The following is a 26,247-nucleotide window of genomic DNA, read 5'->3' on the forward strand; positions in this document are numbered from 1 at the left end:
TCATTGCCGCATAAAATGTCGCAAAGAGGCCCCATGTTCAACCGGAAGATAGCTGATGGGCGCCACACTGCCGCCGGGTCTCGACCCTGACCGCCATATTGTCATCGCAGGCCCCACCGCCAGCGGGAAATCCGCGCTTGCCCTCGCCATTGCCGAGGCGCAGGGCGGCACGATCGTCAATGCCGATGCGCTCCAGATCTGGTCGTGCTGGCGCATTCTGACCGCACGCCCCCCCGCAAGCGACGAGGCCCGCGCGCCCCATGCGCTTTACGGCCATGTCGCGCCGGGACAGGCCTATTCCGTCGGCGACTGGCTGGCCGAAGTCTCGGGGCTGATGGCGCGCGCTTCCGGCCGGCTGATCATCACCGGCGGCACGGGGCTTTACCTCAGCGCCCTGACGCGCGGGCTTGCGGTGATCCCGCCCGTCCCTGCACAAATCCGCGCCGAAGCCGATGCGATCCTTGCGGCGGGCGGCCTTGCCCGCATGATCGGCGATCTCGACACGACCAGCCGCGACAGGATCGACTTGCAAAACCCCGCCCGCGTCCAGCGCGCATGGGAGGTCCTGACCGCGACCGGCCGCGGCATCGCGGATTGGCAAGCCGAGACCCCGCCCCCCCTGATCGGCGCGGATCAGGGCCAGTTTCTGGTGATGAACAGCGACCGCGACTGGCTGGCCGAGCGTATCGCGCGCCGTTTCGCGCAAATGATGGCGCAGGGCGCACTCGACGAGGTTCGCGCCATTCTGCCGCAATGGGACCCGCGCGCCCAATGGGCCAAGGCGATCGGCGCGCCCGAGCTGATTGCCCACCTCGAGGGCCGGCTGGAGCTCGACGAGGCGGTCGAACGCGCCATTATCGCGACCCGCCAATATGCCAAATCCCAACGGATCTGGTTTCGCGGCCGCATGAAGGATTGGCGTCACATAAATATCGGAAGTTGAAAGAAATTTCACCAATAGGTCCAATTAACCCTTCCAAAGGTCCGGAAGGCGGAGCATCCTATCAAAAGTTAGATTCGCCGCTCTCCGAACGAGATGAAAACCCCTCTTCGCCAGATGGATTGGTTGCCCGCATGGGTACGCCGTGACCAACAGTCCAGCACGCATGATCCGCTCGTCGCGCGGCTGCAAAAGGCGTCGGTCGTCGCGGAAGGCATTCAGGCTCCGGCGCGCCGCGATCCGCGTCTGGACCACCTGCAGGCAGAGCCGCCGCCCCTCTCCGCCAATACTCCCGCGTCTCCTGCCGCCAGCCGGCCCTATGGCGCGCGACCGACCACGGCGCGGGGCGGGATGCGGCTCCTGCCGATTTCGGACTTCAGCTGGGGCGGTGCGGCAAAAGGCCTAGGGAGTGCGGCCACGCCACGGGTCTGCGCGGATCATCTGCTGATCTGGCTGGGGACCGGCAGCCTCAGGATCGAGCTGCCGCGCCAGCACCGCATGCAGCGCGCGGGATATCTCGCCTTCGTGCCCGCCGGAACGGCTTTTTCGCTGTGGCACGGTCCGGGCGCCGAGGGCGATGTCGTGAACCTTCCGACCGCGCTCACCCGCCGCCTCGGGGTGGCTTTGCCGCAAAAGCTGATCCTCGGCCGCCCCGTCGAAACCGATGCCGAAATCCTGCAACGCGCCATCCCCCAGCTGACCCTGATCGGCCAGCCCAATGACGCCGCCTCGCGGCGCGCGGCGGGGGCGCAGCTCAGCGTGATCGGCTCCGCGCTGTCGCGGCTGCGCGAGGAAGAGGCTCCGAAGGTCCATCCCAAGGACGACCCGCGCGCCGCGCGACCGCTCAGCGACCGCTATATCGCGCTGGTGCGCCGCGATATGGGCCGCGGGCTGACGATTGCGGATTTCGCCCATGCGCTCGGGGTGACGGCGGCGACACTGGACCGCGCCTGCCAATGTTGCCGCGGCCGCGCGGCGCTCGAGCTGCTTTACGACCTGCGCCTCGAGCGGTCGGTGGCGCTTTTGCGCGAAGGGCGGCTCTCGCCGGTCGAAATCGCGGCCGAGACCGGCTATGTCAGTCTCTCGCACATGAACCGCGCTTTCATGGCGGGAACCGGTCGCGGCGTCGATTATTTCCGCCACGAGCCGCGCTGATACCACAGGCAGGCGCGTTGGGCGGGCGGGCGGGCAAAGAAAAAGGGCATGCCCGCCTTTGTGACGACCATACCCCCGTTTGTCTTTCCCGATGGTTTCGCCCTATTCGGCCTCGACGCCTTCGGCTTCCCGATCGGCCGCACGGCCACGAAAGCCCTGTGCGACGACGAATTTTTCCGAGGAATCAGAACGGCTTGCCGGCGGCTTCACATTCGCGACTTTGGTGAAGTTGCGCTTGAGCAAAGCCTGCATCTCGTTCTCGGCCCCGCCTGCCAGCACTTTGGCGACGAAGGTCCCGCCCGGCTCAAGCACATCGAAGGCAAGCTGGGCCGCCGCTTCGATCAGCGCGACGATGCGCAAATGGTCGGTGCCTTTATGCCCCGAGGCCGAGGCCGCCATATCCGACATCACCACATCGGCGCGCCCGCCCAGCCAGGCCTTGACCTGATCATCGGCCCCCTCGGAGAGGAAATCGAGCTGGTGGATCTCGGCGCCCGCAATCGGATCGACCTCTTGCAGATCGATCCCGAGAACCGTTCCGACCTTCTTGCCCGAACGTTCACCCAAGGAATTGACGCGACCGACCGCGACCTGACACCAGCCGCCCGGCGCACAACCCAGATCCACGACCCGCGCACCGGGGACGAGGAATTTGTACTTGTCGTCGAGCTCGAGGATCTTGTAGGCGGCGCGGCCGCGAAAACCTTCGCGTTTGGCCCGGATGACATAGGGGTCGTTCAATTGGCGATCCAGCCAAAGCGTACTCGACAGCTTCCGCCCCTTGGCGGTTTTGACGCGCACACGCAGGTCGCGCTGGCCGCGTCCCGAACTTCCCTTGCCCGCACGGCTGCTGCCGCCCGGTTTCTTGCCTTCAGCCATCAGGCCACTCCGTTCAAACTCTCCGGCGCGAGAACGCCGTCCCGCACCATCTGTGCATATAGCAAACCTTCGCGCAGACCGCGATCCGCAACCGACAGACGAGTCGTCGGCCAGATCCGCATCAGAGTCTGCAGGATTGCCGCTCCCGACATGATCAGCGCATGACGCTCGCGCCCGATGCGTGGATCGGCGCGCCGCCCCTCTGGGCCGAGCATCAAATAGTCGCGGATCACACGATCGATCTGGGCCGAGGTCATGGTCAGACCATCGACTTTGGTGCGGTCATAACGGCGCAACCCGAGATGGCTCGCCGCAACCGTAGTGACCGTGCCCGAGGTTCCGATGATCTGGAAGCCGTCCTCGGGCGCACCCGCATTCATATAGGGGGCGAAGCTCGTGAGCTTCTCCTCGAAATGCCACGACATCAGCGCGAAGCGGCCCTGATCGTCCTCGACATCCTCGAACTGGTCGCGCAGCGTCGCCACGCCGAGCGGGACCGAAATCCAGTCGACCACCCGCGCGCCGCCCGGCACCGAATTGCGGAACCCGTCCGAGAGCCGCATGATCGCCCGCGCACGCTCGGTCAGCGGCACGTCCTCAAGGTCGATCCAGACCAGCTCGGTCGAGCCGCCGCCGATATCGACGACCAGCAACTGCTCGGTGCGGTGGCTGACCAGAGGCGCGCAGGAAATCACCGCAAGCTGCGCTTCTTCCTCCGCGCCGATCACCTCGATCGGCAGGCCGGTTTCGCGCCGGATCATCCGCATGAAGTCGCGGCTGTTGCGCGCGCGCCGGCACGCCTCGGTCGCGACCAGACGCATATGCGAGACATTGTGCAGATCCAGCTTGCGCTTGCAGACCTGCAAAGCATGCACCGTTCGGGCCATCGACGAACGCGACAGCCTTCCTGATGCTTCCAGCCCGTGACCAAGCTGAACGGGCTTGGAAAAGCTGTCGACGACCTGAAACTGATTGCCCTTGGGACGGGCAATCAGCATCCGGCAACTGTTGGTGCCGAGATCGAGGGCAGCATAAAGCTCCCCCTCCTCGGCTGGGCGGGCGGCAGACGGCTCAACCGGCAGATTCGGGAACGCGTCCGCACCCGCGGGACGCTTGGGCGTCATGACACACGCCCTCCGATTTTCAAGTTACCCCAAAAGTAGCCACGCAACCGGATGCGTTCAAGTCCCAACCCGCAGCTTCGACACGAGCGCCCGCGAGGTCACGTCACAGCGCGCGGCGCAATCGACCCTTCCCCCTCTGCCCGCGATAGGCTATGGCGCAGATATGATCGTGATAGCTTTTCTTCTCATCGGCGCGGCCTACGGCTGGTTTCGTGCCGGCAAGCTCGGCGGCACCCGTGCCGACCGCGTGCAATATGCTGCGGGTTTCGGCCTCGCCTTTACCGTGATCGGCCTGATCCTCGCCCTTGTGATCACCCGGTCGTTCTGATGTTCCGCCCCTTTCTCGACAGTCTGCGTCGGCATGGTGTGCCGGTCAGCCTGCGGGAATATCTGGATCTGCTTGGCGCGATGCAGGCAGGTCTTTCGGATTGGGCGGTCGACAATTTCTATCACCTCGCCCGCACCGTTCTGGTCAAGGACGAGGCCCATATCGACCGGTTCGACCGCGCTTTCGCGGAAAGCTTCTCGGGACTCGAAGAGCTGCCGATCGAGGCTCTGGTTTCGGAGCAAGCCCTTCCCAAGGAATGGCTGGAGAAGCTCGCCGAAAAGTTTCTGAGCCCCGAAGAGCGCGCCGCCGTCTCCGGCCCCGGAAGCTTCGACGAGCTGATGAAACGCCTGCGCGAGCGGCTGGCCGAGCAACAGGGCCGTCATCAGGGCGGCAACAAATGGATCGGCACGGCCGGAACCTCGCCCTTCGGCGCTTACGGCTACAACCCCGAGGGCGTGCGCATCGGACAGCACGAAAGCCGCCACCGCCGCGCCGCCAAGGTCTGGGACAAGCGCGAATTCCGCGATTTCGACGATCAGGTCGAACTGGGCACCCGCAACATCAAGGTCGCGCTGAAACGCCTGCGTCAATGGGCGCGCCACGGGGCAGCCGACGAATTGGACCTGCCCGGCACGATCCGCGCCAGCGCCGAACACGGCTATATCGATGTCCAGACCCGCCCCGAGCGGCGCAATGCCGTCAAGGTTTTGCTGTTTCTCGATGTCGGCGGGTCGATGGACGACCATATGCGGCTGGTGGACGAGCTTTTCTCGGCGGCGCGGGCCGAGTTCAAACATCTCGAGCATTTCTATTTCCACAACTGCCTCTACGAGGCCGTCTGGAAGGACAACCGCCGCCGCTGGAATGAAACCACGCCGACTTGGGAGGTGCTCAACCGCTTCGGGCGCGACTACAAGGCGATTTTCGTCGGCGATGCCGCAATGTCGCCCTATGAAATCGCGGTACCGGGAGGCGCCAACGAGCATTGGAACCCCGAATCCGGCGAGACATGGCTCAGGCGCGCCCGCGAGGCATGGCCCGATCATGTCTGGCTCAATCCTGTTCCCGCCGAGCATTGGCATCACACCCAATCGACCCGCATGATCCAGGAGATTTTCGAGGGCCGCATGGCACCCCTCACGCTTCAGGGCCTGTCGCAGGCGATGCGCATTCTGGGCTAAGCCGCCGCATTGACGCCCCCGCAAGCTGCGCGGATAATGATCCATGCTTCGCTATTTGCCCTTCATCCTGATCGCGCTCTATCTCGGGGCGATGTATTTCTTCTCCAGCTGGCGGCTGCGGCAGGAGCTGAGCAGCAATTCGACGCCCCTTACCCATCCGCGCCTGACGCCGATGCTCGAACGGCTGGGCCGCGCGATGGAGCTGCCGCCGATCCGCGCCCATGTCTACGAGATCGCCCAGGTCAACGGCCTGGCCGCGCCGGACGGGCGGATTTTCCTCACGCGCGGCTTTCTCGACAAGCTCGACGCGGGTCAGGTCACCGAAGCCGAACTCGCCTCGGTCATCGCCCACGAGCTCGGTCATGTCGCCCATGGTCACGGCAAGCGGAGGCTGGTCGATTTCGCGGGACAGAATGCCGTCCGGATCGCCCTCGGCACGCTGCTCGGCCGCTTCGTGCCCTTCATCGGCCGCTGGCTCGCCGATCTTGCAACCATCGCGATCGTCTCGCGCCTGTCGCGCGACAACGAATACGAGGCCGACGCCTTCGCCAGCGCCCTGATGATCAAGGCGGGCCTCGGCACCGGTCCGCAAAAAAGCCTGTTTCGCAAGCTGGAGGCCCTGACCGGCAGCCGCTCGACCACGCCCGCCTGGCTTTTGTCCCATCCCCAGACCGCCAAACGCATCGCCGCAATCGAGAAACTCGAAGAAAAATGGCAAGGCTCGTGACTTGCCCAAGCCGCGCAGGCGTTTAATATCCTCCCAGATCCTTTTGGCCTCGCAAAGTTTTTCCTCTGGATGCCCCGCCGATGACCCGTCCTTTCCGCCGCAGGGTCCTCTACCTTCCCGGCTATGATCCGATCCCGCCACGCCGCTACCGCGAGCTCTATCGCCGCGAGGGTCTCGAACAGGCGGCGATCTCGGGCTACGGACTGACCTTCGGCCCCAGACAGGACCGCACCGGTTTCGGCTGGGGCATCGGCGGCGATTTCGACGGCGGGAAAACCGAAGTCGAGGTCGAGGTCCTTCTTTGGGCCGATCTGGTGCAGGGCTCGATGGGGCAATCGATCGCCGCGACCTATGGCCAGCTCTTGCGTACGGCATGGATCTATATCGGCTCGGGTGCGCTCTTCCGGCTGATGCAGCTCAGGCGCGGGCCGGTTCTGGCGGCGCTTTATCCGGTTGTCGTGCTGATCCTGCAGCTGCTGGCGGCGCTGACCTTGGGCGCGGTTCTGGGCGGTTTGACCGGCTGGGGGGCGGCGCGGTTGCTGCCCTATGGCGGCTGGCTCGGCTTGCCGGTCGCGCTAGGCGTGATCTGGGCGGTGCTCGCGTTTTTCCGCCGCATCGACGGCAAGCTTTTCGCTTATTACCTGATGCATGACTACGCCTTTACCGCCCATCTGAACGGCGCCTATCCCGCCGCGCTCGACGCCCGCATCGACTGGTTTGCGAACCGGCTGGCGCGCATCCTGCGCGATGACTGGGACGAGGTGTTGTTGGTGGGCCATTCCTCGGGAGCCTATCTGGCCGTTTCGGTACTGGCCGATCTCCTCCGCAAGGGCCCGCTGCCCGAGAACGGGCCGAAGCTCTCGCTGCTCACGCTTGGCCATGTCGTGCCGATGGCCGCTTTTCTGCCCGATGCGGCACGGCTGCGGCGCGATCTGCACGACCTCTCGGCCAGCGCGGCGGTAAGCTGGGTCGATGTCACGGCGCCCGGCGACGCCTGCTCCTTCGGGCTTTGCGATCCGGTCGCGGTCTCGGGCGTCGAGCCCGACACGCGTCACGGGCCGCTGGTCCTCTCTGCCGCCTTCCGCCAGACGCTTTCTCCCGAGAAACAGCGCGCCTTGCGCGGTCATTGGTTCCGGCTGCATTTCCAATATCTCTGCGCCTTCGACCGGCCGAAAGATTACGATTACTTCGCGATCACCGCAGGCCCGCTGACGCTGGCCGAGCGCTTCGCCAATCGCCACCATTCACCGGGGCGGATCGCCAAACCCGTCAACCGCTACAGATCGAAAGTGGTTGAATGATTCCCCCCAAGCCACCGTCACGAAAAGGAAAACCATCGGTATGGCGCTTCCTGAGGGATTTCCGCAAAGACATCCTCTCCGCGCAATCGGGCAAGCTCTACCGCGCATGGATGGCCGAATTCCGCAGCCCTTTCATCCATAGTTTCACCTGCAATGATCCCAAGCTGATCGCGCTCATCCTCAAAGAGCGGCCCGAGGATTTCCCGAAATCGGGCCGGATGGCCGCGGGGCTCGCGCCGCTTCTGGGCAATTCGAGCTTCATCTCGAACGGCGCGATCTGGCGCCACCAGCGCCGCATCATCGACCCCGCTTTCGAGGGTGGCAGGCTGCGTCAGGCCTTTCCGCAGATCCTCGCCGCCTCGGATGCGGCCGTGGCGCGGCTCGGGCCTGCGGCCGACGGAACCCCCTTCGACATCGAGCCCGAGACCGCCCATGTCGCGGCCGATGTGATTTTCCGCACGCTCTTTACCCTGCCGATCGAGGACGAGACCGCCAATGCCGTCTTCTCGGCCTTCCGCACCCATCAGGATGCCCAGCCGATGGTCAATGCGGGCGGGCTTCTGGCGCTGCCGCGCTGGCTGCATTTCCATTCGCGCCGCACCAAGGCAAGCGCCGAGCGCATCCGCGGCCTGATCGCGGGGCTTGTCGAACAGCGGGCGGAGCGGATTGCGGCAGGCGATGCGCCCGACGATCTGGCGACCAAGATCATGACGACGCCCGATCCCGAAACCGGCGCGCTTTTCACCCCGACGGAAATGGTGGACGAGGTCGCGACCTTCTTTCTCGCAGGGCACGAAACCAGCGCCTCGGCCTTGGCTTGGGCACTTTATCTGCTGGCGCGCAGCCCCGAATGGCAGGACCGGCTTGCGGCAGAGCCCGAGGTGCGCGATTTTTCGCGATTGCGCGACATTCCCGCCGCCCGCGCGGTCTTCCGCGAGACATTGCGCCTCTATCCGCCGGTCGCCATGACGGTGCGCACCACCACCCGCCCAGAGACCCTGCGTGACCGCAAGGCCCCCAAAGGCGCGCAGCTCGTGCTCTCGCCGTGGCATCTGCACCGCCATGAACGTCTGTGGGAACAACCCGACGCCTTCGATCCCGCCCGCTGGGAAACCGAGAACGGCAAGACATGCCAGCGCGAGGCCTTCACCCCGTTTTCGGCGGGACCGCGCGCCTGTCCGGGGGCGGGATTTGCGATGATCGAGGGGCCGTTGATCCTGTCTGCGCTCGTGCGCGCCTACCGGATCGAGCAGGGCACGGCAGAGCCCGTGCCGGTTATGCGTCTGACGCTGCGCGGCAAGGACGGGATCAGCCTGAGGCTGACCCCGCGCATTCGCGCCTGAAGCCGGCTTTGTCTTAAAGCCGGTAGATTTCCGAGAATTTCGTCTCGAGGTAATCGAGCAGCGACAATTCGGTGATCGTCGTGCCGATGGCGCGTTCGACCAGATCGCGCGGCTCGTACAGCCCGCCGTGACGCTGGACGTTCTCGCGAAGCCATTCGACGCCCGGTGCGGCATCCCCACGCGCGAGCGAGGCGTCCAGCTCGGGAACCGCTTCGCGCATCGCCGCATTGAGGCAGCCCGCATAGACATTGCCCAAAGCATAGGTCGGGAAATAGCCGAAAAGCCCCACCGCCCAATGGACATCCTGCAAGACGCCATTGGCGGGACGGTCGACAGCAACCCCGAAATCCTTGAGGAATCGGGTGTTCCACGCCTCGGTCAGATCCTCGACGCCCAAACGGCCCGAGACCAGATCGCGCTCCAGATCGAAGCGCAGCATGATGTGGAGGTTGTACTGGATCTCGTCGGCCTCGGTGCGGATATAGCCCGGCGTGACACGGTTCACCGTCGCATAGAAGTCGTCGGCATTGGTGATCGAGAGATCATCGAAAGCATCGGACATGCGCTGATGCAGCCAGCCGGTAAAGGCGCGGCCGCGCCCCATCTGGTTCTCGTAGATCCGGCTTTGGCTTTCGTGCACGCCCATCGAGACCCCGCGGCCAAGCGGCGTGAAGGAGTAATCCTCGTCGATGCCCAGCTCGTAGCTCGAATGGCCGGTCTCGTGGATCGCCGAATAGAGGCAGTTGAACGGATCGGTTTCGACCACGCGGGTCGTGATGCGGCTGTCCTGCCAGCGCCCCGAACTGAAGGGATGGACCGCGAGATCCATGCGCCCGCGGCTCCAGTCATAGCCGAAAGCGGTGGCGCATTGGCGCGCGATCCGCAGCTGGGTCTCCTGCGGGAAATCCCCGCCGAGGGTCTTGGGCTGGAAATCCGCACCCAGAACATCGTCGCGCAAAGCGACGAGGCGCGGACGCATCGCGTCGAAAAGCGCGGCGATCTGGGCCTGTGTCGCGCCCGGCTCGTAATCGTCGAGCAGCGCGTCGTATAGATCGCCGCCATCGGCCAGAGCGGCAGCCTCTTCACGCTTGAGGCTAAGGACGTCATGCAGCGTCGGCAGGAAATCGTCGGGCGCATCATTGGCGCGGGCATCGGCCCAGACGCCCTGCGACAGCGAGGTGACGCGGGCGAGCTCGGTCGCCAGACGCGCGGGTATTTTGGTCGCGCGCTGGTATTCGCGGTCGATCAGATGGACAATCCGCTCTTCGACCGCATTTTGCGGATCGGCGGCATCAATCCATTCCCCCAATCGCGGATCTGTGCGGCGCTCGTGCAGCACAGCCTCGATCGCGGCCATCTCCTCGGCCCTTTGCTCGGTCGCGCCGCGGGGCATGACCGTCTCCTGATCCCAGCCGAGACGCTCGGCAATTGCCGAAAGGGCCTCGGTCTGGCGCTGAAAGGCCAGCAGATGGTTGAAAGCGCTCATCGAATATTCCCCCTGACCGAAGTTTCGTAAGGATAGCACGCATTGAAGCGCGCGCGAATGATCAGCGAGAAGAGCGCGACCGCGCCCACCTGATGGGTCAGCGCCAGATGCAGCGGCGAGGCATGGACGACGTTCATGATCCCCAGAGCGACCTGCAGCAGCACCATCGCCATCATCAGCGCATAGGCGTTGCGCGTCACCGGATGGGGCGACTTGCGCGAGCGCATGAAGACGACCAGCGCGAAGACGAAGACCAGATAGCCCAGCATGCGGTGGATGAACTGCACGAGGCCGGGGTTCTCGAAGAAGTTGTGCCAGAGCGGGCTCAGGTCAAAGGCCGAGGCCGGAAACCATTCGCCGCCCATGGTGGGCCAGCCGGTGAACTGGCGGCCCGCGTCGATCCCCGCGACCAGAGCGCCGTAAAGGATCTGGAGGAAGGTCAGATGCATCAGACCCGTCGACATGCGGAACAGCTTGTCCTCGCGCGCGCGGCGGGCGCGGATCAGCTGCGCCTCGGGGCGCGACAGCAAAAGCCCGTACCAGACGATCAGGCCAAGAATGACGAAGGCGATGCCCAGATGGGTCGCCAGCCGGTAGGAGGCGACGCGCACCAGCTCGGAACCCGCCAACCCCGAGGATACCATCCACCAGCCGATCGCGCCCTGCGCGCCGCCAAGCGCACCAAGTCCCAGCAGCTTGCCGGTCCAGCCTGCCGGAATGCGGCGCGTGACCAAAAAGCCGAAAAAGCCCACGGCCCAGACCAGACCGATCAGGCGGCCCAGCAGGCGGTGCGACCATTCCCAATAATAGATCTGCTTGAACTCCGAGATGGTCATCTCCGCATTGACCTGCTGGAACTGCGGGATTTCCTGATATTTCTGGAATTCCTCCTGCCAGGCGGCGGGATCCATCGGCGGGACCGCTCCGGTCACGGGTTTCCACTCGGTGATCGAAAGGCCCGAGCCCGTCAGGCGCGTCGCGCCGCCAAGCGCGATCATTGCGGCGACCAGCACGAAAAGCACGATCAGCCAGGCGCGGATCGCCTTGCGGGCCCCTTTGGGGGCGGTGTCGATCATGCCGCCGACCGGCGGCTGGCTTACATTCGGGGTCTGGTCGGAAACGTCCTGAAAGACGGGTCGCTTTGCCATTGGGGGTCTCTCTCAAAGATCGCGCCGGAGCCTGGGGCTTGCGGCGCAAAAGGTCAATTGCGGCGGATGAGCTGGCGCAACATGCCGTGGAAGATCTGCGCATCGGCACGGGTCAGCGGCATGCGCGCCCAGAGGTTGCGCAGGGTCAGCTTCATCCCCGGCGCTTTCTCGGCCGGAAAGAAGAAGCCGGCCTCGTCGAGGCGGTTTTCCCAGTGATCGGCGAGTTTCTCGATCTCGATCCGGGTGGCGGGCACTTCGGCATCGGGGCGCCGGCCGTGGGGTGCGGGCTGGTTGGGCAGACGGTCGCGGCTCCATTCGTAGCCGGTCAACAGCACCGCCTGCGCCAGATTGAGCGAGGGAAAATCCGGGTTGACCGGAACGGTGATGATCGCATTGGCGCGGGCGACATCGTCGTTTTCAAGGCCGGCGCGTTCGGGGCCATAGATCAGCGCGACCCGCTCGCCACGCGCGTCGCGCTCATGGGCGTCGGCCATGGCGGTTGCGGGGGTGAGCACCGGCTTGGTCATCTCGCGACCGCGCGCGGTGGTGGCATAGGCGTAATCGATGTCGAACATCGCCTCCGCCAGCGTCGGAAAGACGCGAGCTCGATCAAGCACCTGCCCCGCCGCCCCCGAGGCCATTGCGACCGCCCGCGGATTGGGCCAACCGTCGCGCGGCTCGACCAGGCGCAGCTCGGTCAGGCCGAAGTTCAACATGGCGCGGGCGGCCGCACCGATATTTTCGCCCATCTGCGGGCGCACAAGGATGATGACTGGTTCCATATGCCGCGCCATACGCCTCAACAGCAGCACTGGCAAGCGCGGCAAGCCTGCGCTATCTGCTTGTGACGAGTTTACGACCGGGGTGAAAGCCATGACTGAAGAAACCATTGCACCGCAGCTTTACCTGATCACCCCGGTGGGTGCCGCGCCCGAGACGCTCGGACCGGTTCTGGCCGAGGTGATGGACCGCTTTCCCGTCGCCTGCCTGCGCATTCCCGGTGCGGGCAGCGAGGAGGAACTGGGCCGCATCGCCGATCTGGCCCGAGAAATCGCCCATGCCCGCGACGTGGCGGTGGTGATCGACGATCACGTCGAGCTGGCGGTGCGCCACGGCCTCGATGGCGTCCATCTGACCAAGGGCCCGCGCAACCTGCGCTATGTCCGCGGCGAGCTGGGCGCGGATGCGATCATCGGCGTCTTCTGCGGCAATTCGCGCCACGAGGGCATCAGCGCGGGCGAAGGCGGAGCCGATTACGTCAGCTTCGGCCCCGTCGGTCAATCGGCCCTCGGCCAGGGCGAGCTGGCGGAGCTCGACCTCTTCGGCTGGTGGTCCGAGATGATCGAAGTACCGGTCGTCGCCGAGGGCGCGCTGACGCCCGCCTTGGTCCAAGCGCTCTTCCCCGTCGCCGATTTCATCTCGATCGGCCCCGAGATCTGGTCCGCCGAGGATCCGGTCAAGGCCCTGACCGAGCTTTGGGGCTAAGCCGGTGATGCGGGCAGAGCCGTCCCCTGCGGATGCGCCCTGCCTGCCCGCCTTGCCTGTCGCCCTGCCGCCAAAACACCGCTCCAGCGGCCCCGCCCAGCAAAGGCGGGCCGCTTTTGCTTTCCGCCCCTTCGGGGTTGTCTCTTGCTCTTGACCGAAACCCGCCCTAAAGCCAAACCATGACCCAGCATCAGCGCCTTCTCATCATCGATTTCGGCTCCCAGGTGACGCAGCTTATCGCGCGCCGCCTGCGCGAGCTCAACATTTACTGCGAAATCCACCCGTTCAATACGGTCGATGACGCCTTCCTGCGGGACTTCGCCCCGCAGGCCGTGATCTTGTCCGGCGGACCCGGCTCGGTTCCCGCCGAGGGCAGCCCGCGCGCACCCGCCCATGTCTGGCAAATGGGGGTCCCGCTGCTCGGGATCTGCTACGGCCAGCAGTTGATGATGGACGCGCTCGGCGGCAAGGTCGAAAGCGGCCTTCATGCCGAATACGGCCGCGCCTTTGTCTCGCCCGAAGCCAGCCATAGCGACGACACGATCTTCGCGGGCCTTTTCGACGGCGGCAAAGAAGAAGTCTGGATGAGCCACGGCGACCGCGTGACGCAGATCGCCGAAGGCTTCGAAGTCATCGGCACCTCGCCCAACGCGCCCTATGCCATCGTGGCCGACAAGGCGCGCAACTTCTTCGGCGTCCAGTTCCACCCCGAGGTGCACCACACCCCGAACGGCAAGCGTCTTCTGGAAAACTTCACCAAACTTGCAGGCTTCACCGGCGACTGGACCATGGCCAGCTACCGCGGCGAGGCGATCCGCAAGATCCGCGAGCAGGTCGGCGACAAACGCGTCATCTGCGGCCTGTCGGGCGGCGTCGACAGCTCGGTCGCGGCCGTGCTGATCCATGAAGCGATCGGCGACCAGCTCACCTGCGTTTTCGTCGACCACGGCCTTCTGCGTCTCAACGAGGCGGAAGAGGTCGTGACGATGTTCCGCGACAACTACAATATCCCGCTGATCCATGCCGACGAATCCGAGCTGTTCCTTGGCGCGCTCGAAGGCGTCACCGACCCCGAGGTCAAGCGCAAGACGATCGGCAAGCTCTTCATCGACGTGTTCCAGAAATACGCCAATGAGATCGACGGCGCGGATTTCCTCGCCCAAGGCACGCTTTACCCCGATGTCATCGAAAGCGTCAGCTTCGCGGGCGGCCCTTCGGTCACGATCAAATCGCACCATAACGTCGGCGGACTGCCCGAGAAGATGGGCCTCAAACTGGTCGAGCCGCTGCGCGAGCTCTTCAAGGACGAGGTCCGCGCCTTGGGCCGCGAGCTTGGCCTTCCCGCCAAATTCATCGGCCGCCACCCCTTCCCCGGCCCGGGTCTCGCGATCCGTTGCCCGGGCGAAGTGACCCGCGAAAAGCTCGACATCCTGCGCCAAGCCGATGCGGTCTTCATCGACCAGATCCGCAAACACGGGCTTTACGACGATATCTGGCAAGCCTTTGTCGCCATCCTTCCGGTCCGCACCGTGGGCGTGATGGGTGACGGTCGCACCTATGATTTCGCCTGCGCCCTGCGTGCGGTGACTTCGGTCGACGGCATGACGGCGGATTATTACCCCTTCACCCACGAATTCCTCGGCGAGACCGCGACGCGGATCATCAACGAGGTCAAGGGCATCAACCGCTGCACCTACGACATCACCTCGAAGCCCCCGGGCACGATCGAGTGGGAATAAGCGCCGCGAAAGCAGCCGATCTCCATTAAAAAAGGCCGCCGCAACCTTCGGGTCGCGGCGGCCTTTCTTCATCATGGAAATACCCTTGTCGGGCCAAGGGCGAAACGCAGGCTAGCGCTTGCTGCGCGCGGCCTGGTCGCTGTCGTCGCTGACCGTCAAATGCCGCAGCCCGTGGGTCACATCGGTGCGCACCGCCAGCCGCAGGCCGGGCTCGTCGCCCGCGCGCAAGGACGCGAGAATCATGCGGTGGTGGCGCGGCGGCTCGTTGCGGCGCACGCGGCCGTAAACCGCCCGCATCGTCGGACCGAGCTGAAGCCAGATCGTCTCGAGGATAGCCAGCATCGCCGGCGCCTGCGCCCGCAGATAAAGCATACGGTGGAATTCGAGATTGCTGCGGATATAGCCCACGGCATCATGGCGCTCGGCCGCCTCGCCGATCGCGGTATTGATTGCGGCCATCCGCTCGATCAGCGCGAAATGCGCCCGAGGCAAGGCGCGCGAGGCCAGCTCAGGTTCGATCAGGGCACGCAAGGCCGCGAGCTCCTCGATCCGCTCGACCGAAAGAGCGGGCGTCGTCATCCGCCCCGAGGCCGAGAGCGTCAACGCCCCTTCGGCAACCAACCGCCGCACCGCCTCTCGCGCGGGGGTCATCGACACACGGTATTGCGCGGCAATGCCGCGCAGGGTCAGCGGCTGCCCGGGCGGCAACTGACCGATCATGATCTGGGCGCGCAGGCTGCGGTAAAGCTTTTCATGCGCATGAGGTTCGGAGAGCGTGGTACTGGCCATGTTGGTTTGTGATCACAACCCGCAAGCGCCGTCAATCCCGCATCACGCGCAATGGCGGGCTTACGCCGTGAAGTCCCAGGCCTGAAGCTCGTGCCCGTGCTCGCGCAGCCATCTGCGCTGAGGCGCGTAACCGGGTTTGAGACGCTCGCAACAGGCCCAAAATGCCGCCGAATGATCCATGTGGCGCAGATGGGCGACCTCATGTGCCGCAACGTAATCGAGCACCTCCGGCGGCGCCATCGCCAGACGCCAGGAAAACATCAGCCGCCCGTCATGGGTGCAGCTTCCCCAGCGCGAGCGGGTATCGCGCAAAGACAGCGCCGCGAAGGGCCGCCCGAGCCGGCTTGCATAGCAGTCGCATGCCGCGGCAAGCTCGGTGCGCGCCCGCTGCTTGAGCCAGGCCGCAACCACGACGCCCGCCGGCCGCCCCTCGGGCACCAAAAGCCGCAACCCATCAAGACGCACCAGACGGCCCTGAGAAGGCGTGACGGTCACGGCAAGGCCCGCAACCGGCAGCAAGGCGCCGTGGCGCACCACAGCGACCTCGGGCAGGCTTTCACGCATCCGGCGCAGCCATTCGGCGCGCGACTGGGCAAAGGCGCGCCCCTCGGCCAAGGGCACGCGCTCGGGCAGCGTCAGCACCACGCCCCCGCCCGCCCGTACGACGCGCAAGGTCATCCGCCGCGCCCGCCCCGAGCGCTTGACCGCGACCGGAATATCGCCGTCGACCATGATCGATGCCTGCTCTGCGCCCATGCCCGACCCCCTTCGTTTTTCCGCTCTTTCAGACGAACAAACCAGCCCGCATCTTGTCAACGGCGCGGCGATGGTTATCTCTCGTTTCCGGTCCGGTCGCTCTTTCCCTTCGGGGAGTTGGCTCCGGTCCGAAAAGCCTTTGACACCCTGCGCCAGCTATGGCAGGGGACATCAGATTTACCTATCCCCGGCTGAAAGAGAATGCCATGCCCAAAGAGGAGTGGGGTACGAAACGCCTGTGCCCGCAATGCAACTCGCGCTTTTACGACCTGAATCACGACCCGATGACCTGCCCCGCTTGCGGCGCGGTATTCACTGCCGATGTGCTTCAGGCCGGCCGCAGCCGTGCGCTGATCTCGGAGAAAGCCGCCGCGCGCGATGACGACCAGACCGATGTGGTCGATGATGAAGATCTCGATGACGACACCGACGGCGGAGATCTCGATGATGATCTGCTGGACGATGATACCGACGATGGCGATGTGTCCCTGGACGACATCGCGGATGTCGGAAGCGACGACGAAGACTGATTTGAAGGGGCCCTGCGGGGCCCTTTCTTTTTTCTTAACTTTTCTTCCGGAAAGTGTTTTTTCGCTCTTGCGGCCCCCGATCACTCACCATATACACCGCCTCACACGGAAGACGACGCTGAATGTAGCGAAGACGACCGAGACCTCCGGTGGGGCCATAGCTCAGTTGGTAGAGCGCTTGAATGGCATTCAAGAGGTCAGGGGTTCGATTCCCCTTGGCTCCACCATTTATACATGTGGCAAGTGCCAGATAGTTCTTCCATTAATGACAGAGATTTTTCCATTTTATTGGAAATTTTACATTAGTGGGGAAATTCGAAGCCGGTAGTGAACAGCGCCAGATAGTTGCTCCATTTGGGAGCGCTGGTCTTTCAATTTTGTTGGAAGATCAACCCGAGTGATTAACGGAGCTTGCGCCAACGCTGTGCCTCCGACTTCTAGTCATAAATGACTGCGAGCTTCAGCTGGGGTTAGGTCAACCTGTCCCGTGTGGTCAATGCTAGATGGACACTGAGAGGTTGCCCATCTGTTATCCCCTCCGCTACTGATGGGTAATTAGGGGAATAAGATTCGATGGCGTCTCAAAATAATAGTGGCAGTGATCTTGGGTTCGAAGCAGATTTGTTTAAGGCGGCCGATAAGCTGCGCGGAAATCTGGAACCTTCGGAATACAAGCATGTCGCGCTTGGTCTAATTTTCCTCAAGTATATCTCTGAGGCGTTCGAGCATCACCGCGCCAAGCTGGCGCAAGAAGAGTTCGCCGATCAGGAAGACCCGGAAGAGTATCTCGCGTCCAACGTATTCTGGGTGCCTCCGGAAGCGCGGTGGGAGAATTTGCAGGCCAATGCGAAGCGCCCGCAGATCAATTTCACCGATGTGAACACCGGCAAAGAGCGGGTGGGCGACATCGGCAACCTGATCGACAACGCCATGGACGCCATTGAGCGCGCCAATGCTACCGTGCTCAAGGACGTGTTGCCGAAGGAGTATGGCCGCCCGCAACTCGACAAGACGATGCTGGGCGAACTGATCGACCTATTTTCCAAGGTCGGGATGCACAGCGCAGACGGCAAATCGAAAGACCTGCTCGGCCGCGCCTATGAGTACTTCATCAGCCAATTCGCCGGGGCCGAGGGGCGGCGCGGTGGCGAATTCTTCACCCCGCGCTCCGTCGTGCAGACCATCGTGGAGATGCTCGAACCGCATCATGGCAGGGTTTACGATCCCGCCTGTGGCTCTGGCGGCATGTTCGTACAGTCCGAACGGTTCATTGAAAACCATCAAGGCCGACGCAGCGATATCGCCATCTATGGCCAGGAGCGCAACCACACGACGTGGAAGCTCTGCAAGATGAATCTAGCGGTACGGGGCATCGATGCGGACATCAAATGGAACAACGAAGGATCGTTCCTAAATGATGCTTTCCCCACGCTGAAGTTCGATTATGCGATGGCGAACCCGCCATTCAACATTTCGGATTGGTGGCAGCCCCAGCTTGAGGGTGACGTTCGCTGGAAGTACGGCACACCACCCGCAGGCAACGCCAACTTCGCGTGGTTGCAGCATATCCTCCACCATCTTGCCCCGCGCGGCACGGCGGGCGTGGTGCTGGCTAACGGCTCGATGTCATCCCAGCAATCGGGCGAGGGTGACATTCGCAAGGCGATGATCGAGGGGGATGTGGTGGATTGCATGGTCGCGCTGCCCGGCCAGCTTTTCTACTCCACGCAGATTCCCGCCTGCCTGTGGTTTCTGGCCCGCGACAAGAGCGCGAATGGCCACCGCGACCGGCGCGGAGAAATCCTGTTCATTGATGCCCGCAACTTGGGCCATATGGTGGACCGGACCCGGCGCGAGTTTTCGGAAAGCGACATCGCCACGATCACCGGAACCTACCACAGCTGGCGGGCCAAGCCGGAAGCAGGGCTTGGTAAATATCAGGACATTCCCGGATTTTGCCGATCAGTGAAGTTAGAGGAAATCCGCAAGCACGGACATGTCCTCACGCCGGGACGCTATGTCGGGGCGGAAGATGCAGAGGATGATGGCGTGCCGTTTACAGAGCGCGTCGCTTCTTTAACTGCGATGCTTGAGGGTCAGTTTGACGAGAGTGTGAGGCTGGCTGGGATAATCCGCAAAAAGCTGGTGATGGTGCGCGCTAATGATTGAGACAGCATGCAATTACAAAGCAATAGCTCAAGTGGACCACTGACATGGCAACTGACTTACGCCCACTTCGGTTGGGCGATTACTGTCGCAAGATCGGCAGTGGAGCCACACCGCGTGGAGGTAAGGACGCTTATTTGCCGTCCGGGCCATTTTCGCTGATTCGAAGTCAGAATGTTTATAATGACCGGTTTTCTGTGTCTGGTTTGGCTTACATCTCCCAAGAGCAAGCTAATGCGCTAAAAGCCGTTGAGGTTCTTGCGGGCGACGTTCTCGTCAATATCACCGGCGATAGCGTCGCACGTGTTTGTCAGGTTGACCCGAGCATTTTACCCGCCCGCGTAAATCAGCATGTCGCCATTATTCGACCAGACAATGAAAACATTGACGCTGGATTTCTCCGCTACTGGTTTGTGACGCACGAAACGCAAAATTCTTTGCTGGCACTGGCGTCTGCAGGGGCAACCCGTCCGGCTCTCACCAAGGCCATGCTGGAGAATTTAGAGGTCCCCCGCATTGGCATCTATGACCAACGTGCCATCGCATCTGTTCTTTCAGCACTGGACGATAAGATCGGACTCAACCGGCGGATGAATGAGACGCTGGAGGGAATAGCGCAGGCGATCTTTCGGGATTGGTTTGTGGATTTCGGCCCTGTCCGGCGCAGGGCAACTGGCGAAGCCGATCCAGTGGCGATCATGGGCGGCCTGACCCCAGACCCCACCCGCGCCGCCGAACTCGCCCCCCTCTTCCCCGGCGCCTTCGGCGATGATGGCTTGCCGGTCGGCTGGAAGGCCGGAACGCTTGATCGGCTGGCCTTGGTCAATCCCGAAAGCTGGAAAACCAAGAACCACCCTGCGCAAGTCGAGTATGTCGATTTGTCGAACACCAAATGGGGGACCATTGAAGCTACCGCCATTCTGATGTGGGAGGCGGCACCAAGCCGGGCGAGGCGGATTGCTCGCACTGGCGACACCATTGTAGGGACCGTGCGCCCCGGCAACGGTTCATATGCCTACATTGGCCGCGACGGCTACACGGCGAGCACGGGGTTTGCAGTGCTTCGCCCCAAGCAAGCCATTTTTACAGATGTAGTCTACGTTGCTGCCACGGCAGCGGACAACATCACGAGGCTAGCCAATCTGGCGGACGGGCACGGTGGCGCTTATCCAGCCGTGAATCCTGATGTGGTTGCGGCCACGTCCTTCCCTGTCGTTCCCGACGATTTGTTGGCCGCATTTTCGACCTTGGCCAGCCCATTGCGGGCCAAGGTCGAACAGGCAAAGATTGAAATCCGTACCCTTGCCGAAACCCGCGACTATCTCCTGCCCCGGCTGATGTCCGGCGCGGTTCGTGTCGCGCCCAAGGTTGAGGCCGGTTGATGGCCGATCCGTATTTCCGCTCGCTCCCGCTATTCCCAACCTATGCCGTTGGCGATGTCGGCATCGACGGACTGGTCCCTGCCTGCCGGGTGGAAAGCTGGGAAGCCTTTATCGAGGCGATGCGCTCGCCCGATCACAACAAGGCCAAGGGCGAAATCGTGTATCGCGGGCAGGCCGGGCATAACTGGCATCTCTCCTCCACGCTGGGCCGCGTGTTTGATGGCGGCGCTGTGCCTGCCGAACATCAGGCTAATCTGTTGAGTCAGTTCCGGCTCGCGATGCGCGGGCGTGGGCTGGATGTCAGCAATCTGGACGAGCAGGAAATCTGGGCCTTTGGTCAGCATCACGGCCTGCGCACGCCGCTGATCGACTGGACAAAGTCGCCCTATGTCGCGCTGTTCTTTGCCTTCGATGAGCCAGACGTCGAAGGCGTGGACAATGCCTCCCGTGCAGTGTTCTGCCTGAACATGACCGCCATTCGCGCTGATGAGAGCCTGTCCGAGATCATTTTCGAACCAACGCACCATGAAAACGCGCGGCTGGTTAATCAGGCAGGGCTGTTTACGATCACGCCCAGCGGCAGAGATAATCTCGTGACCGCTATTCTGAATGAATTGACCGAGAACGAGGTGATTGACCCCAGCGACCCGATGGACGTGGCGCGGTTTATCTCGAAAATCCACATCCCGAATGAACATCGCGTTGAGTGCCTGAACACGCTGCGCAAGATGAACATCCATCATGCGAACCTCTTCCCCGATCCCGGCGGTGCATCGAAATACTGCAACGATTGGCTTTCGCGCGTTATCGAGGAAGAGCGGCGTGGTGAGTTGGAAGCTCAGGCGCTGGAACAGCGGCGACTGCAAGCGCAGGCTGAAGTGCAGGAGCGAGAGCGTGAGGTTCTTCCTGTCCCGCTCGATCCACGCGTAATAACAGATGGCGAAATTTCAGTTGAAGTCATCACCGACCTTCTGCAAAGCTCTTTGGGCCATGGTGATGAGTTCCCTGCCGAATTGCTGGCCGGATGGGCTCAAAAAATCATCAACCTGTATGAGCGGACGGCGGGAACTGATTGGCCCGAACGTGATGCCGCGCGGGCGAGCCTTAAGCTCGAATTTCGCAAGTTCTTATTGAGCAACAGTGTGAATAAGTCTGTCGCGGAGACATGCGCGCTGCACCTACTGGATCTATTCGAATCGAACTGGCGGAAAATTAACAATCGACCCCGTCAGCAGAAGGGGGCTGGTTTCTTTAGAATCCTTGAATCTTCGGGAGGCGCAAGTTGAGTATTACCGAAGATATCGTTGAGTTGGCAGCCATCGAAACGCTAGAAGAACTCGGTTGGTCTTACCTCCACGGTTCCGTGATCGCGCCTGATGGCATTGCGCCAGAGCGCCGATCCTTCGGCGATGTCATCCTGACTGGCAGGTTGGAAGCTGCGATTGCCCGGATCAATCCCGATGCGCCAGAGGCCGCACGCGACGAGGCGATGCGCCGTGTCCTGACCGGCGAATTGCCTTCGCTAGTCGAGGAAAACCGGCGCATCCACAAGCTGCTGACCGAAGGCGTCAATGTCGAATTTCGCGGGGGTGACGGTAAGTCCGCCATCACCAAAATCTGGCTGATCGATCTTCGCAACCCGAACGCCAACGACTGGCTGGCAGTGAACCAGTTCGTCGTGGTTGAGAACAGGACCAAACGTCGGCCGGATGTGGTACTGTTCGTCAACGGTCTGCCTCTCGCCGTACTAGAGTTAAAGAACGCCGCTTCGCAGAACGCGACAATTGCCGACGCCTACAACCAATTGCAGACCTATCTGCACCAGACCCCCAGTCTGTTCAACACCAACGCGGTACTGGTGACGTCCGATGGTATGGAAGCCCGGATCGGATCGATCACCGCCGACGCCGAACGTTTTATGCCTTGGCGGACAGTGGACGGCGAGGACTTCGCCCACCGAGGCACGCCAGAGTTGGAAACCTTGCTTCGCGGTGTATTCACCCGCGAAAACCTGCTTGCACTGATCCGCGATTTCATCGTTTTCGGTGACAAGGGCGAAGGTCCGTTCAAGATCATCGCTGGTTATCACCAGTTCCACGGTGCGCAAAAAGCCGTGCGGCAAGCGGTCGAGGCAACCCGACCGGACGGGGATCGCAAGATTGGTGTCATCTGGCACACACAAGGCTCGGGCAAAAGCCTTTTGATGGCGTTCTTTGCCGGACTGGCGGTGAAATCGCAGGCGCTGGAGAACCCAACGCTGGTTGTCCTGACGGATCGAAACGATTTGGACGATCAGCTTTTCGGTACCTTTGGCCTTTGCCGTGATCTGATCCGCCAGAACCCAGAGCAGGCGGATAGCCGCCAGGACTTGAAGCAACTCCTCGACAAGGCAGCGGGCGGCGTTGTGTTCACCACCGTGCAGAAATTTTCGCCGGAGCGCGGGGAAGAGAGTTTTCCGCTGTTGTCGGATCGGCGTAACATCATCGTCATCGCGGACGAAGCCCACCGCAGCCAGTATGGCTTTGAGTCCAAGCTCAATCGGGACACCGGGCTGCGTCGCTATGGCTATGCCCATTACATTAGGCAGGCGATGCCGAACGCTTCGTTCATCGGCTTCACCGGCACCCCGATTGAGGCAGCCGATATCAACACCCCGGCCATCTTCGGCGAATATATCGACATTTACGACATCAGCCGCGCCGTCGAGGACGGCGCGACGGTGCCGATTTTCTATGAAAGCCGCCTTGCCCGCATCGAGTTGAACGAGGACGAAAAGCCCCTCATAGATGCCGAAATCGAGGCGTTGATAGAAGATGCCTCGCTAACCGAAGCCGAGAAGATGAAGGCGAAATGGTCTGCTGTGGAGGCGTTGGTCGGGGCCGACAAGCGGTTGTCACAAGTTGCGGAGGATATGGTCACGCACCTTGAAGCGCGCATTGAGGCGATGAACGGTAAGGCAATGGCGGTTTGTATGAGCCGCCGCATCTGTGTGTCGCTTTATGATCGCATTATTGCCCTTCGCCCGGGATGGCATTCGACCGATGACGACAAGGGAGCGGTCAAGATCGTGATGACCGGGGCGGCTTCCGATCCTCTCGACTGGCAGCAGCATATAGGCGCTAAGAAACGGCGGGACGACCTCGCCAATCGGGCGCGCAACCCTGATGATCCACTGCGGCTCGTGATCGTCTGTGATATGTGGCTGACCGGCTTTGACGCGCCGTGCATGAACACGATGTACATAGACAAGCCGATGCGCGGCCACGGCTTGATGCAGGCGATTGCCCGCGTGAACCGGGTGTTCAAGGACAAGCCCGGTGGGTTGGTGGTGGATTATATCGGCGTTGCGCAGAACCTGCGTAATGCGCTCGGCCAATATACTGATTCCGACCGCGACAAGACCGGGATAGATGAGTCAGCTGCCGTTGCCGCAATGATGGAACGGTACGAGGCCATCTGCGACCTGCTCCATGGTTTTGACTATCTCCCCGGCATCCAAGGCCAGCCACGCGAACGCCTGAGCTGCCTTGCCGGGGCAATCGACTGGGTTCTGAAATGGCAGGAGTCCCAGGCTGCACGGCAGAAAACGGATGAGAATAAGAAGCGGGCGCACCGCCGTTTCATGGACATGATGCTCCAACTGTCGAAAGCCTACGCCCTTGCGTCCGCGAGCGACGAGGCCCGTGCAATCCGCGACGAGGTTGGCTTCTTTCAGGCAATCCGGGCAGCATTGGCTAAAACTACGGCGACTGGAAAGATCAGTGAAAAAGATCGAGTTTTTGCAGTCCAACAACTCGTGGATCGCGCCGTGGCGTCGTCCGAGATCATCGACATCTTGAAAGTAGCCGGTATCCAGTCCCCTGACATCTCCATCCTATCCGACGAATTTCTCATGGAAATCGGTGCAATGGAGAAGAAGAATCTTGCATTGGAAGCCTTAAAAAAGCTGCTCAACGGCGAAATCGCCAGTCGCTCAAAAACTAATCTGGTCGAGAGCAAGGCGTTCTCGAACCGATTGGAGGAATCCGTCGCGCGATATCACGCTGGGGCTATTTCCGCCGTCGAGATGATCCAGGAACTGATCGAACTCGCCAAGGACATGAAGGCCGCTCGCACCCGTGGTGAGGAAATGGGCCTCAGCCAAGAAGAAGTCGCGTTCTACATGGCGCTCGCGGAAAACGAGAGCGCGGTAGAAGCCATGGGCAACGAAAAGCTGCGCATCATCGCCCATGAGCTGCTGGAGCAGTTGCGTAGCAATGTTACTGTCGATTGGCACCAGCGAGAAAGCGCACGAGCCCGCATGCGAGTCTTGGTGAAACGCATTCTAAAAAAATATGGATACCCGCCAGACCTCGCTGACGAAGCTATCCAAACAGTTCTCGCTCAAGCGGAAATTCTACTGAGAGAGATTACAGGCTGAGGTTTCCTCTCTGGCGTTTCGCTTCGACCGTTTCTTTCCCTCGTGCGGGCCACTGTTTCCGCACCCGTTCGCCGTCCTCGATGTTGGACTTTTCGGCCATCTTGAGCAACGCGGCTTAGATGGTGGTGCGGTCTTCGCCTGAACTCAGGTTTCAGGTGCAACTGGCTGCCATCTGCTAAGAGCATTAGCCTAGCCGAAATGGCTGCTGGATTTCGTACTGCTTTTAGAATGCTGAACCAGCATCAGGGGCTGTCTGTCCGTCTTTTACCACCGAAACAAATACGGTTGCATAAACTCACCGCACCTCACCCCTGCAGATCGGGCACATAAATTTGCTTTAGTGGAAGGAGCGTCCGGTATCGTGGTGAAAGCTGAGAGTAATTTTCAAGGATCAGCTCAACGAACTGCTCGCCATCAATCAGGCGCAGCTTAGGTCGGTTGCGCTCAAGCTCCACAGATTGCCGGCTGAACGAACCTAGGCCGATAAATAACCCATATTCGCCTTCACCTAATGTGCCGAGCAGCTGATCTACTTCTGGACGCGGAACTTGGTCGGTCTTGCGTTTGCACTGGACCTTCAGAATGGGCGGTTCAAACCCGAGCTTGTCGCGATGGGCGATCACGTCGACGCCGCCATCGCCTGAACGCTGCGTGACGCGGGCGGTGTACCCCATGCATTCGAGCAAATGCGCGACAAACTCCTCGAACTCATAGCCCGACAGCTTGGTCATGATCTGGCGGATGATGAAATCGCCGGTTGTCAGCTCCGCTTGCTTGGATACGGCGACTGTCGCCGTATCGTCGTCCTCAATCTCTACTGCCGGTTCGTTCACCGGGGCATCGCCTTCAGGTACCGCTATGCCCAGCTTCGTAAGGAATGCGTCAGCACTGCTTTGGATCAGGAACACCGTGATGAACGCGCCAATCTCGTTGAGGACGCTTTGCCCGAACTCATTTCGGGGAAGGTGCAGCAGCCACTCGACGCCCCGGTGATTGGGATAGTCATCGGGGTCGTCAGAAAAATGTTCAAAAGCGCCGGTGAACCTGCCGACATTGACCATGCGGTCGTGTTTCGAAGGATACACGACGATGTCGCCTGCCTTCATCTCGTGGGTGAAGCGAAAAAGGATGCCTGCATCGACAGGCCGTGAGCCGACTTTCTTGTCCGGGTAGTACTGAGCCAGTGCAGCCTTAAGGGCGTCCCGATCCGCATATTGCCTCAGGTCGCCCAAGGCCGACCAGCCGATTGCGACATATCCGCCGTCCACGGGGCGGCTGCCGACATGCTCGCCCATATGGACGCCCCATACCCGTGGATTCTGGTTCAAAGTGGCACCTCAAAATATCCGTTCAATCAACGGCTTCTGG

General features: G+C 62.1%; 22 protein-coding genes and 1 tRNA gene. 15 read left to right on the forward strand and 8 right to left on the reverse strand.

Annotated features, from left to right (window positions below; all coding sequences use genetic code 11):
- The first annotated feature begins 55 nt into the window (after window positions 1-55).
- Together miaA and ACFFUC_RS10265 are read left to right on the forward strand one after the other, a co-directional pair.
- Window positions 56-943, forward strand: coding sequence for a tRNA (adenosine(37)-N6)-dimethylallyltransferase MiaA (gene miaA, locus ACFFUC_RS10260; RefSeq protein WP_377685945.1), 888 nt, complete (start codon window positions 56-58; stop codon window positions 941-943).
- 93 nt (window positions 944-1,036) lie between these two features.
- Window positions 1,037-2,095, forward strand: coding sequence for a helix-turn-helix transcriptional regulator (locus ACFFUC_RS10265; RefSeq protein ID WP_377685947.1), 1,059 nt, complete (start codon window positions 1,037-1,039; stop codon window positions 2,093-2,095).
- A 102-nt stretch (window positions 2,096-2,197) separates the two neighbouring features.
- Here the strand turns inward: ACFFUC_RS10265 and ACFFUC_RS10270 are convergent, their stop codons facing one another.
- The gene (locus ACFFUC_RS10270) at window positions 2,198-2,974 is read right to left on the reverse strand and encodes an RlmE family RNA methyltransferase (protein WP_377685948.1); all 777 of its coding nucleotides are present in this window, start codon (window positions 2,972-2,974) and stop codon (window positions 2,198-2,200) included.
- Complete coding sequence (locus ACFFUC_RS10275; RefSeq protein WP_377685950.1) at window positions 2,974-4,098, reverse strand: Ppx/GppA phosphatase family protein; 1,125 nt, start codon at window positions 4,096-4,098, stop codon at window positions 2,974-2,976. Before ACFFUC_RS10275 ends, ACFFUC_RS10270 begins: the two co-directional genes overlap by 1 nt.
- 169 nt (window positions 4,099-4,267) lie before the next feature.
- On the opposite strand from ACFFUC_RS10275, the gene ACFFUC_RS10280 reads away from it, so the two are divergent.
- The 5 genes from ACFFUC_RS10280 to ACFFUC_RS10300 all read left to right on the forward strand — a co-directional run bounded on the left by ACFFUC_RS10280 (window position 4,268) and on the right by ACFFUC_RS10300 (window position 8,978).
- Window positions 4,268-4,426: a hypothetical protein gene (locus tag ACFFUC_RS10280; RefSeq protein WP_377686166.1), complete on the forward strand. Its 159-nt coding sequence runs from the start codon at window positions 4,268-4,270 to the stop codon at window positions 4,424-4,426.
- Window positions 4,426-5,607 (forward strand): vWA domain-containing protein, encoded by a 1,182-nt coding sequence (locus ACFFUC_RS10285; protein ID WP_377685951.1) that lies wholly within the window; start codon window positions 4,426-4,428, stop codon window positions 5,605-5,607. The genes ACFFUC_RS10280 and ACFFUC_RS10285 overlap by 1 nt, the downstream gene beginning before the upstream one ends.
- Before the next feature lie 43 nt (window positions 5,608-5,650).
- Window positions 5,651-6,334, forward strand: coding sequence for a M48 family metallopeptidase (locus ACFFUC_RS10290; RefSeq protein WP_377685952.1), 684 nt, complete (start codon window positions 5,651-5,653; stop codon window positions 6,332-6,334).
- An 80-nt stretch (window positions 6,335-6,414) separates the two neighbouring features.
- Window positions 6,415-7,635: a hypothetical protein gene (locus ACFFUC_RS10295; protein ID WP_377685954.1), complete on the forward strand. Its 1,221-nt coding sequence runs from the start codon at window positions 6,415-6,417 to the stop codon at window positions 7,633-7,635.
- Window positions 7,632-8,978: a cytochrome P450 gene (locus ACFFUC_RS10300; protein WP_377685955.1), complete on the forward strand. Its 1,347-nt coding sequence runs from the start codon at window positions 7,632-7,634 to the stop codon at window positions 8,976-8,978. Before ACFFUC_RS10295 ends, ACFFUC_RS10300 begins: the two co-directional genes overlap by 4 nt.
- Before the next feature lie 13 nt (window positions 8,979-8,991).
- On the opposite strand, the gene ACFFUC_RS10305 is transcribed toward ACFFUC_RS10300, so the two are convergent.
- From ACFFUC_RS10305 to ACFFUC_RS10315, 3 genes are read right to left on the reverse strand one after another with little or no spacing between them, the layout of a single operon-like run.
- Window positions 8,992-10,464 carry a carboxypeptidase M32 gene (locus tag ACFFUC_RS10305; protein ID WP_377685957.1) on the reverse strand — a complete coding sequence of 491 codons (1,473 nt, stop codon included), beginning with the start codon at window positions 10,462-10,464 and terminating at the stop codon, window positions 8,992-8,994.
- A complete protein-coding gene (gene ctaA / locus ACFFUC_RS10310; RefSeq protein WP_377685959.1) occupies window positions 10,461-11,612 on the reverse strand; it encodes a heme A synthase in 1,152 nt (383 codons plus the stop codon). The genes ACFFUC_RS10305 and ctaA overlap by 4 nt, the downstream gene beginning before the upstream one ends.
- Window positions 11,613-11,665: 53 nt before the next feature.
- Complete coding sequence (locus tag ACFFUC_RS10315) at window positions 11,666-12,406, reverse strand: RNA methyltransferase (RefSeq protein ID WP_377685961.1); 741 nt, start codon at window positions 12,404-12,406, stop codon at window positions 11,666-11,668.
- A 79-nt stretch (window positions 12,407-12,485) separates the two neighbouring features.
- On the opposite strand from ACFFUC_RS10315, the gene ACFFUC_RS10320 reads away from it, so the two are divergent.
- A complete protein-coding gene (locus ACFFUC_RS10320) occupies window positions 12,486-13,097 on the forward strand; it encodes a thiamine phosphate synthase (RefSeq protein WP_377685963.1) in 612 nt (203 codons plus the stop codon).
- Between the two features lie 179 nt (window positions 13,098-13,276).
- The gene (gene guaA / locus ACFFUC_RS10325; RefSeq protein WP_377685965.1) at window positions 13,277-14,836 is read left to right on the forward strand and encodes a glutamine-hydrolyzing GMP synthase; all 1,560 of its coding nucleotides are present in this window, start codon (window positions 13,277-13,279) and stop codon (window positions 14,834-14,836) included.
- 111 nt (window positions 14,837-14,947) lie between these two features.
- On the opposite strand, the gene ACFFUC_RS10330 is transcribed toward guaA, so the two are convergent.
- Together ACFFUC_RS10330 and ACFFUC_RS10335 are read right to left on the reverse strand one after the other, a co-directional pair.
- Window positions 14,948-15,625 carry a GntR family transcriptional regulator gene (locus tag ACFFUC_RS10330; RefSeq protein WP_377685967.1) on the reverse strand — a complete coding sequence of 226 codons (678 nt, stop codon included), beginning with the start codon at window positions 15,623-15,625 and terminating at the stop codon, window positions 14,948-14,950.
- Window positions 15,626-15,685: 60 nt separating this feature from the next.
- Window positions 15,686-16,381: a M48 family metallopeptidase gene (locus ACFFUC_RS10335; protein ID WP_377685969.1), complete on the reverse strand. Its 696-nt coding sequence runs from the start codon at window positions 16,379-16,381 to the stop codon at window positions 15,686-15,688.
- A 206-nt stretch (window positions 16,382-16,587) separates the two neighbouring features.
- Here ACFFUC_RS10335 and ACFFUC_RS10340 point away from each other — a divergent pair, with 206 nt between their 5' ends.
- The 6 genes from ACFFUC_RS10340 (at window position 16,588) to ACFFUC_RS10365 (ending at window position 24,879) form a co-directional block, all read left to right on the forward strand.
- The gene (locus ACFFUC_RS10340; protein ID WP_377685971.1) at window positions 16,588-16,911 is read left to right on the forward strand and encodes a TIGR02300 family protein; all 324 of its coding nucleotides are present in this window, start codon (window positions 16,588-16,590) and stop codon (window positions 16,909-16,911) included.
- A gap of 151 nt (window positions 16,912-17,062) precedes the next feature.
- Window positions 17,063-17,138 (forward strand) — tRNA-Ala (locus tag ACFFUC_RS10345).
- 346 nt (window positions 17,139-17,484) lie between these two features.
- On the forward strand, window positions 17,485-19,080 hold the full coding sequence (locus ACFFUC_RS10350; RefSeq protein WP_377685973.1) for a class I SAM-dependent DNA methyltransferase: 1,596 nt from the start codon (window positions 17,485-17,487) through the stop codon (window positions 19,078-19,080).
- 44 nt (window positions 19,081-19,124) lie between these two features.
- Window positions 19,125-20,459 (forward strand): restriction endonuclease subunit S, encoded by a 1,335-nt coding sequence (locus tag ACFFUC_RS10355; protein ID WP_377685974.1) that lies wholly within the window; start codon window positions 19,125-19,127, stop codon window positions 20,457-20,459.
- Window positions 20,459-21,745, forward strand: a complete 1,287-nt coding sequence (locus ACFFUC_RS10360) for an FRG domain-containing protein (protein ID WP_377685976.1) — start codon at window positions 20,459-20,461, stop codon at window positions 21,743-21,745. The genes ACFFUC_RS10355 and ACFFUC_RS10360 overlap by 1 nt, the downstream gene beginning before the upstream one ends.
- On the forward strand, window positions 21,742-24,879 hold the full coding sequence (locus ACFFUC_RS10365; RefSeq protein ID WP_377685977.1) for a type I restriction endonuclease subunit R: 3,138 nt from the start codon (window positions 21,742-21,744) through the stop codon (window positions 24,877-24,879). Before ACFFUC_RS10360 ends, ACFFUC_RS10365 begins: the two co-directional genes overlap by 4 nt.
- A gap of 305 nt (window positions 24,880-25,184) precedes the next feature.
- Here the strand turns inward: ACFFUC_RS10365 and ACFFUC_RS10370 are convergent, their stop codons facing one another.
- Window positions 25,185-26,174, reverse strand: coding sequence for a restriction endonuclease (locus ACFFUC_RS10370; RefSeq protein ID WP_377685979.1), 990 nt, complete (start codon window positions 26,172-26,174; stop codon window positions 25,185-25,187).
- Between the last annotated feature and the right edge of the window lie 73 nt (window positions 26,175-26,247).

This window comes from Paracoccus cavernae (assembly GCF_042430175.1).
GTDB classification, from domain to species: domain Bacteria; phylum Pseudomonadota; class Alphaproteobacteria; order Rhodobacterales; family Rhodobacteraceae; genus Paracoccus; species Paracoccus cavernae.

Excerpts from the sequence above, each read along its gene's own strand:
- miaA (WP_377685945.1), top strand. The coding sequence starts at position 56 with ATGGGCGCCACACTGCCGCCGGGTCTCGACCCTGACCGCCATATTGTC.
- ACFFUC_RS10265 (WP_377685947.1), top strand. The coding sequence starts at position 1,037 with ATGAAAACCCCTCTTCGCCAGATGGATTGGTTGCCCGCATGGGTACGC.
- ACFFUC_RS10270 (WP_377685948.1), bottom strand. The coding sequence starts at position 2,974 with ATGGCTGAAGGCAAGAAACCGGGCGGCAGCAGCCGTGCGGGCAAGGGA.
- ACFFUC_RS10275 (WP_377685950.1), bottom strand. The coding sequence starts at position 4,098 with ATGACGCCCAAGCGTCCCGCGGGTGCGGACGCGTTCCCGAATCTGCCG.
- ACFFUC_RS10285 (WP_377685951.1), top strand. The coding sequence starts at position 4,426 with ATGTTCCGCCCCTTTCTCGACAGTCTGCGTCGGCATGGTGTGCCGGTC.
- ACFFUC_RS10290 (WP_377685952.1), top strand. The coding sequence starts at position 5,651 with ATGCTTCGCTATTTGCCCTTCATCCTGATCGCGCTCTATCTCGGGGCG.
- ACFFUC_RS10295 (WP_377685954.1), top strand. The coding sequence starts at position 6,415 with ATGACCCGTCCTTTCCGCCGCAGGGTCCTCTACCTTCCCGGCTATGAT.
- ACFFUC_RS10300 (WP_377685955.1), top strand. The coding sequence starts at position 7,632 with ATGATTCCCCCCAAGCCACCGTCACGAAAAGGAAAACCATCGGTATGG.
- ACFFUC_RS10305 (WP_377685957.1), bottom strand. The coding sequence starts at position 10,464 with ATGAGCGCTTTCAACCATCTGCTGGCCTTTCAGCGCCAGACCGAGGCC.
- ctaA (WP_377685959.1), bottom strand. The coding sequence starts at position 11,612 with ATGGCAAAGCGACCCGTCTTTCAGGACGTTTCCGACCAGACCCCGAAT.
- ACFFUC_RS10315 (WP_377685961.1), bottom strand. The coding sequence starts at position 12,406 with ATGGCGCGGCATATGGAACCAGTCATCATCCTTGTGCGCCCGCAGATG.
- ACFFUC_RS10320 (WP_377685963.1), top strand. The coding sequence starts at position 12,486 with ATGACTGAAGAAACCATTGCACCGCAGCTTTACCTGATCACCCCGGTG.
- guaA (WP_377685965.1), top strand. The coding sequence starts at position 13,277 with ATGACCCAGCATCAGCGCCTTCTCATCATCGATTTCGGCTCCCAGGTG.
- ACFFUC_RS10330 (WP_377685967.1), bottom strand. The coding sequence starts at position 15,625 with ATGGCCAGTACCACGCTCTCCGAACCTCATGCGCATGAAAAGCTTTAC.
- ACFFUC_RS10335 (WP_377685969.1), bottom strand. The coding sequence starts at position 16,381 with ATGGGCGCAGAGCAGGCATCGATCATGGTCGACGGCGATATTCCGGTC.
- ACFFUC_RS10340 (WP_377685971.1), top strand. The coding sequence starts at position 16,588 with ATGCCCAAAGAGGAGTGGGGTACGAAACGCCTGTGCCCGCAATGCAAC.
- ACFFUC_RS10350 (WP_377685973.1), top strand. The coding sequence starts at position 17,485 with ATGGCGTCTCAAAATAATAGTGGCAGTGATCTTGGGTTCGAAGCAGAT.
- ACFFUC_RS10355 (WP_377685974.1), top strand. The coding sequence starts at position 19,125 with ATGGCAACTGACTTACGCCCACTTCGGTTGGGCGATTACTGTCGCAAG.
- ACFFUC_RS10360 (WP_377685976.1), top strand. The coding sequence starts at position 20,459 with ATGGCCGATCCGTATTTCCGCTCGCTCCCGCTATTCCCAACCTATGCC.
- ACFFUC_RS10370 (WP_377685979.1), bottom strand. The coding sequence starts at position 26,174 with ATGGGCGAGCATGTCGGCAGCCGCCCCGTGGACGGCGGATATGTCGCA.